Source organism: Gilliamella bombi (genome assembly GCF_900103255.1).
GTDB classification, from domain to species: Bacteria; Pseudomonadota; Gammaproteobacteria; order Enterobacterales; family Orbaceae; genus Gilliamella; species Gilliamella bombi.
In genome coordinates, this window is the sequence record NZ_FMWS01000054.1 from 1 (window position 1) to 5,920 (window position 5,920).

6 protein-coding genes and 1 pseudogene are annotated in these 5,920 nt (G+C 37.0%); 1 reads left to right on the plus strand and 6 read right to left on the minus strand.

Translation table 11 applies throughout. From position 1 onward, the window contains the following. Positions 1-163 precede the first annotated feature (163 nt). The 3 genes and pseudogenes from ltrA to rplM form a co-directional block, all read right to left on the minus strand. Positions 164-1,273: pseudogene (gene ltrA / locus B9N71_RS10050) on the minus strand (group II intron reverse transcriptase/maturase); the annotation flags it as partial. Between the two features lie 1,539 nt (positions 1,274-2,812). Beyond that, positions 2,813-3,205, minus strand: coding sequence for a 30S ribosomal protein S9 (rpsI, locus tag B9N71_RS10055; RefSeq protein WP_034915459.1), 393 nt, complete (start codon positions 3,203-3,205; stop codon positions 2,813-2,815). Between the two features lie 11 nt (positions 3,206-3,216). Continuing rightward, on the minus strand, positions 3,217-3,645 hold the full coding sequence (rplM, locus tag B9N71_RS10060) for a 50S ribosomal protein L13 (protein ID WP_034901369.1): 429 nt from the start codon (positions 3,643-3,645) through the stop codon (positions 3,217-3,219). Between the two features lie 274 nt (positions 3,646-3,919). On the opposite strand from rplM, the gene B9N71_RS10065 reads away from it, so the two are divergent. After that, positions 3,920-4,540: a YrbL family protein gene (locus tag B9N71_RS10065; RefSeq protein ID WP_085165835.1), complete on the plus strand. Its 621-nt coding sequence runs from the start codon at positions 3,920-3,922 to the stop codon at positions 4,538-4,540. Here the strand turns inward: B9N71_RS10065 and pmrB are convergent. The 3 genes from pmrB to B9N71_RS10075 all read right to left on the minus strand — a co-directional run. After that, a complete protein-coding gene (pmrB, locus tag B9N71_RS10070; protein ID WP_208610485.1) occupies positions 4,509-5,378 on the minus strand; it encodes a two-component system sensor histidine kinase PmrB in 870 nt (289 codons plus the stop codon). The genes B9N71_RS10065 and pmrB overlap by 32 nt on opposite strands. Next, complete coding sequence (locus tag B9N71_RS13265; protein ID WP_208610486.1) at positions 5,296-5,535, minus strand: hypothetical protein; 240 nt, start codon at positions 5,533-5,535, stop codon at positions 5,296-5,298. The genes pmrB and B9N71_RS13265 overlap by 83 nt, the downstream gene beginning before the upstream one ends. A gap of 197 nt (positions 5,536-5,732) precedes the next feature. Beyond that, positions 5,733-5,920, minus strand: a 188-nt coding sequence (locus B9N71_RS10075) for an IS3 family transposase (protein WP_143421972.1), incomplete at its 5' end; no start/stop codon positions are given.

A 5,920-nucleotide genomic window follows, 5' to 3' on the forward strand; every position in this document is an offset into this window, starting at 1 on the left:
GATAAAGACTGACCATTTGGTGTTTAAAATCATCTGTGAATGTTCGTCTTTTGCGTTTAATCTTATTCATATTTGTTCCTTTTTTAGTTGTGATAAGTTTACCTTACCCCTTAAAAAAGTTGTATGAATTAGTGTAGCCGATCCAAGCCATGCTTAATTTTTTAATCTTATCTCTCACCTTGCTATAGAATGCCTCCCCATTCTTTTTACTCGGCTTGATGATAAGCTTGTCGTTAAACTGTCTTACGTTCCAACCTAAGAAGTCAAAACCCTGCTTGATATGCGTTATTTTCGTCTTCTTCTCCGAGAGTGTTAGTCCCCTCTCTTTGAGGAATGCTTTAACCACTGGGATGACCTTTTCTTCCAGTAATTCCTTTGAAATCCCCGAAATCACAAAGTCATCCGTATACCTCACCATGTACGTCTTATGTTGCCTGATTTTCTTGCTCGCTTTCTCACCAAAGTGATTAGCTAGCTCTTTCTCCAAGCCATCCAACGCCATGTTAGCCAGTGTCGGCGAGATTATTCCCCCTTGCGGTGTTCCCGCCTCCGTTGCTTTTACCTGTCCCATGTCCACAACACCCGATTTTAACCACTTTGTTAATATCCGCTTATTCATTGGAATATTCGCTATTAACCAATCATGGCTAATGTGGTCAAAACAGCCCTTGATATCTGCATCTAATACCCATTGCGCAGGTTGGTTTGTTTTCCGCCCCTTGTGTGAGAATATTCGATGTATATGGGTTATCGCATCTGCCGTTGAGCGGTTAATGCGAAACCCATACGAGCCTTTGTCCGCTGTCGTTTCCGAAACAGGCTGTAGGGCCAATAGATAGAGTGCTTGCATTGCCCTGTCTTTTATGGTCGGAATACCCAAAGGGCGTTTCTTCCCGTCAGACTTAGGAATATAGACCCGCCTTAATGGTTGCGGTTTATATCCCTTGTTTGTGAGCGTTGCAATGGCTTTCCATTTTGCCTCAGCGGTGCTCCAAGTTACCTTATCAACACCTGCCGTCCTTTTACCTCTATTCTCAGTCACTCGCCTTACCGCTAATTGCTTAGCATAAGTTGAGCGTGTCAATAATCTTTGCAAGCGTTTAACCTTGCGCCAATTATTTTCAAGTGTCGCTTTCGCAATCCGACTCTGCAATCCTTTAACATGCCTTGTTGCTTTGACCCAATCGATATTGTGCCATTGCCTCGCCATGTCTGAGGTCGCTGGAGCTGGACTCTGTTTAATTTTTGCATTAAACTTAGTGTGCTCTTTCATACTTACCTCTTGATACAAGAAGTAGCAGAAATACTTGATTTGTGGTGAATAACTACCAACATAATTACCACATTACATGTGGTAGTTATTCAATTTATCAAATACTCTACCACTTTGTAACATGGTTAATGTTTGAGTTTTGAGCTTGGCGGATGTTTTAACAGATGAATTATTCTTCCCAATAATTCATTTTAAACTGTTAGACACTCGCTAGCTCATCCCTCGCCTAAAATAATTCCATTAGAAATTATCCACCAAAGGATTAGCCTAACATCTTGCGACGAAAGACCAGTTAGAAGTCTGCACCCTTTCGGGTTAGGTCATGTTTCATACCCTATATCAGCCATTACAGCCAATCATTCGCTTTCTCTAACCTCCCTTACCTGCACGATTAACAGCATCACTTACGCTCTTCCTGCCGACCTCAATCTTTGCGCTCTATATGATACGATAGCAGAATTGTGGACGGAAAACGTACAGGCTTACCAAGTTCCATTATTATCACACGAATAGTTAAGATGTAGACTGTTCGCCGATAGTCTTATTGATGGCGTATTCCCACGCTAAACGAGAATATCCGACTATATTACCTTTTTGGTCAAAGCCTATCAGTAGTTTTGGCTTTTTTCAGCTTTACGACGTTTATCATCTATTCACTTACGTTCATCTTTCTACTCAGTCTAGCCCCTCATGACATACTACTTGCCATTACTTAATGTTACCTCACGGTACACATTAACCTTGCTATTCCTCAAGGGGGTACATTGTCAGGAAGCTCCGCACCAGACCGTTGCCAGTCTCGCACTATCCCTAGACTACTGTTAGCCATATAACAGGTTGACTATTAATTATGCTTATTTCCTATAGTTATAATTAATTCAACAATGATAATAATAGCTTAAGCACTGCCTGTTTAACAACTCGAGTGAAATAGGTTTTTACACCTGATATCTTACTAATAATAGTTAATTCGACCTTTGTCTTTCAACTTCATCTACATTTCTGTCGATTCATCGAAATATTCTAGTCTTTGTTAATTGCTTATTAACGGTAAATCTTTTACCCATTAAATAGTAAATTATTAGTTAATATGAGACGTCGGCAATCGTATATAATTGCTCGCCTTGTAGTTGTATGTAGTTCAACTATGACTGGAGAGTGTAAACTCTCAAAGGGCTCCAGTTTACTTCATGGCGAAGTTTGATGTCTGCTGAAATTAATATCAGCTCATCACGGAGTTGTATATAGTTCAACTCGGACTGGTAAGGATTATTTCCTTACAAAGGGCTTACATGATTATGTCCCCTCTTGTACACGGGTCGAAAGGTTATGTTGATAACTCTTTCCTTAGTATCTCCCTTTCGGGAGTTTGAGGCTCCCTCGAGGAGTTTTACAAGCTTGTGAATAATGGGGTGAGTATTTCATCTCCGCCTTTATCCACTGAATGAAAGAGGAAAGTATTTCATTTCCGTCTTTCATTCTTCTTGATTTTCACAAAAACTTCATAAAAGTCAATGATATAAGTGCAGCTTGTCGCACTTAACGTTTGCTGAATTGAGGACGACGACGAGCTTTGCGTAGACCCACTTTTTTACGTTCAACTTGACGTGCATCACGAGTAACAAAACCTGCTTGACGTAACGCAGAACGTAAAGTTTCATCATATTCCATTAACGCACGAGTAATACCGTGACGAATCGCACCAGCCTGACCTGAAATACCACCACCTTTAACAGTGATATAAAGATCAAGTTTATCAGTCATTTCAACTAACTCCAACGGTTGCATAACAACCATACGAGCTGTATCACGACCAAAGTATTGCTCTAAAGAGCGCTTGTTAATAACGATGTTACCACTACCTGGTTTGATAAATACACGAGCAGCAGAACTTTTGCGGCGACCTGTACCGTAATATTGATTATCAGCCATCTTTTATCCCCTTAAATATCTAGTACTTGCGGTTGTTGTGCCGCATGATTGTGCTCACTACCAGCATAAACTTTTAGTTTACGGTACATTGCACGACCAAGAGGACCTTTCGGTAACATGCCTTTTACAGCAATTTCGATGACTTGTTCAGGATGACGTTCAATCATCTCTTTAAAAGTCGCTTCTTTAAGTCCACCGATGTAGCCAGTATGACGATAATAGATCTTATCAGTGCGTTTTTTGCCTGTTACAGCAACTTTTTCTGCATTGATAACGATAATATAATCACCTGTATCAACATGTGGTGTGTATTCTGCTTTGTGTTTACCACGCAAACGGCTTGCGATTTCAGTAGCTAAACGACCTAACGTTTTACCAGCTGCATCAACAACATACCAGTCGCGTTTAACTGTTTCTGGTTTAGCTGAAAAAGTACTCATTCGTAATTATCCAATTTTTAATTAATCTCACGTTAATAAATCATTTGATTTATTTACACTTTTTGATTGTTACCATTAATTAACTCACCCCTTCGAGCGGTTATACTAATATTGACAACCGAAAACAACGTTGGGAAGAACGTTGTCGTAACGTGGGTGGCAATATTATACAGAAATTTTATAAAAGCGCTAGAGTAAAAATAAAAAATCATAGCGAGAAGGAATGCTTACTGATAAACTAAAATCAACATTAAATAACAAAATATTTAAATAAATGAACAATACAATTCAACTTTCAATAGAAGATTATATTAGCAAAGGTTTGCACCGAAAATGTTATCGTCATCCAAATGATCCCAATAAGTGTATCAAAGTGAATTATAATGTTGGTGCTGAAGATGAGACTAATCGAGAAATTTCTTATTATAAACATCTAATTAGACGTAATGTTTCATTCGATGCAATAGCAAAATATTACGGTCCAGTTTCAACCAATTATGGCAAAGGCCATGTTTTCCAACTCATCCGAGATTATACCGGTGAAATAGCTATACCACTTGAAAAATACCTCGCTGATACAAAATTAACTAAGCAATATTACGATGATTTAGTTACTTCATTAAGAAATTTGAAATCAACCCTATTAAAAGATCGTATTATTACAATGACAATAAAAAGCAAAAATATTTTGTTTCAGCACTTAAGTGCAGATAACAGTCGCTTAATTATTATCGATAATATCGGTAATTCAACTCTTATTCCTATTGCCAATTACATTCCTTTTTTTGCTAAAGCCAAAATTGAACGAACTTGGCAACGTTTTTTAACATCCATTATTAAAGAAAATAGCAACAACAAATTAATCACTCGTTTAGTTGACGAAGTGAATCAGTAATCCTCAATTGTGCAATAGCACCTTTTACATTATTAGGTCTATTTTTTAAGGTAAATAGACCTTGATGTAATTTAGCAATACGGTTGACTATACTTAAACCAAGCCCAATACCATTATGCTTGCGATCCATACGAAAAAAGGCTTGAGTCAGTTTTTCGCTTTTAGACTCATCAATGCCATTACCTTCATCTTCTACAGTAATAATGATATCTTTTTTAATTTTGTAACAGCTTACCACAATTTTAGTGTTCTCAGGACTGTAGCGATAACTATTTTCAACTAAATTACGTACTAATAGTCTTATTAAGGTTGCATCACCATTAAAAATAAGATCTTTATCAGTCAAATACCATTCGAGCTGTTGCTGTTTTTGTGAAGTCAATTCTGTTAGTTCATCAGACAGCGGAATCATAATATCATTATAAAAATTAATATGTTGATACTGTCCTACAGTAAACTTTTGACTAGCTCGAGCAAGCATTAATAGCTGTTCTACAGTACTGACTAATCGATCTATACGATCAATTAACTCTGTGCAATCAATGTTATTGTTATTTTCTAACAATTCTAGATGTAAACGAATGCCTGCTAAAGGTGTCCTCATTTCATGCGCTACGTCGGAGGTAAAAAGACGTTCTTGAGATAATGTTGTACTCAGCCTAATAAAAAGATTATTCAATACAGATGTAATCGATTTAATTTCACGCATATTGCTAATTGGCGCAATGGGTTTTAGATTCTCTTCAGTACGTTGATTAAGATCTTTCTCTAAAATTTCCAACGGTTTTGTGATCCACCTGATCGCTTTGTACGCTAAAAATAGTGTTACTGCCATCATAGAAAAGGCTGAACAAAACAAAAATCGCTTCTAATTCTTCTTCTTCAACAACTTCATCAATTTTATTTTGACTTAGAGTCAAATTAACCAATACATCTATTTGTTCTTTACTTTCATGCCATAACCAAAGGACAGTAATAATCTGACAAACCAACATGATAGAACCCAAAGTAAAAAATAGGTTCCAACGAATACTGTGGCGTATATTACTAAGTGATTCTGAAATCATAATTTAATTATCTAATTTAAATTAATCGAGTTATCAACATCCATCATTAAGTTATAGGAAAACTGTAACTATCCCCTAAAATAGTACAGCAAAAAAGTAGAAAATTCTGGAATGGCAACACATTTTCAAACAAAAAAATTAAGGGGTAAGTGTTTTTTAAATTCAACGGGAGGCAAGTAGCCTAACGAAGAATGTAATCGTTTATGATTATACCAATAAGCATAAGCCGAAAAAGCGCGTTGTAACTCAGCCGTTGAGTTGAAACGTTGGCCTTTTACAAATTCCGTTTTAATTGTTTTAAATGTCGCTTCCG

Coding starts and splice junctions, on each gene's coding strand:
- rpsI (WP_034915459.1), bottom strand. CDS start 3,205: ATGGCTGATAATCAATATTACGGTACAGGTCGCCGCAAAAGTTCTGCT.
- rplM (WP_034901369.1), bottom strand. CDS start 3,645: ATGAGTACTTTTTCAGCTAAACCAGAAACAGTTAAACGCGACTGGTAT.
- B9N71_RS10065 (WP_085165835.1), top strand. CDS start 3,920: ATGAACAATACAATTCAACTTTCAATAGAAGATTATATTAGCAAAGGT.
- pmrB (WP_208610485.1), bottom strand. CDS start 5,378: ATGATGGCAGTAACACTATTTTTAGCGTACAAAGCGATCAGGTGGATC.
- B9N71_RS13265 (WP_208610486.1), bottom strand. CDS start 5,535: ATGTTGGTTTGTCAGATTATTACTGTCCTTTGGTTATGGCATGAAAGT.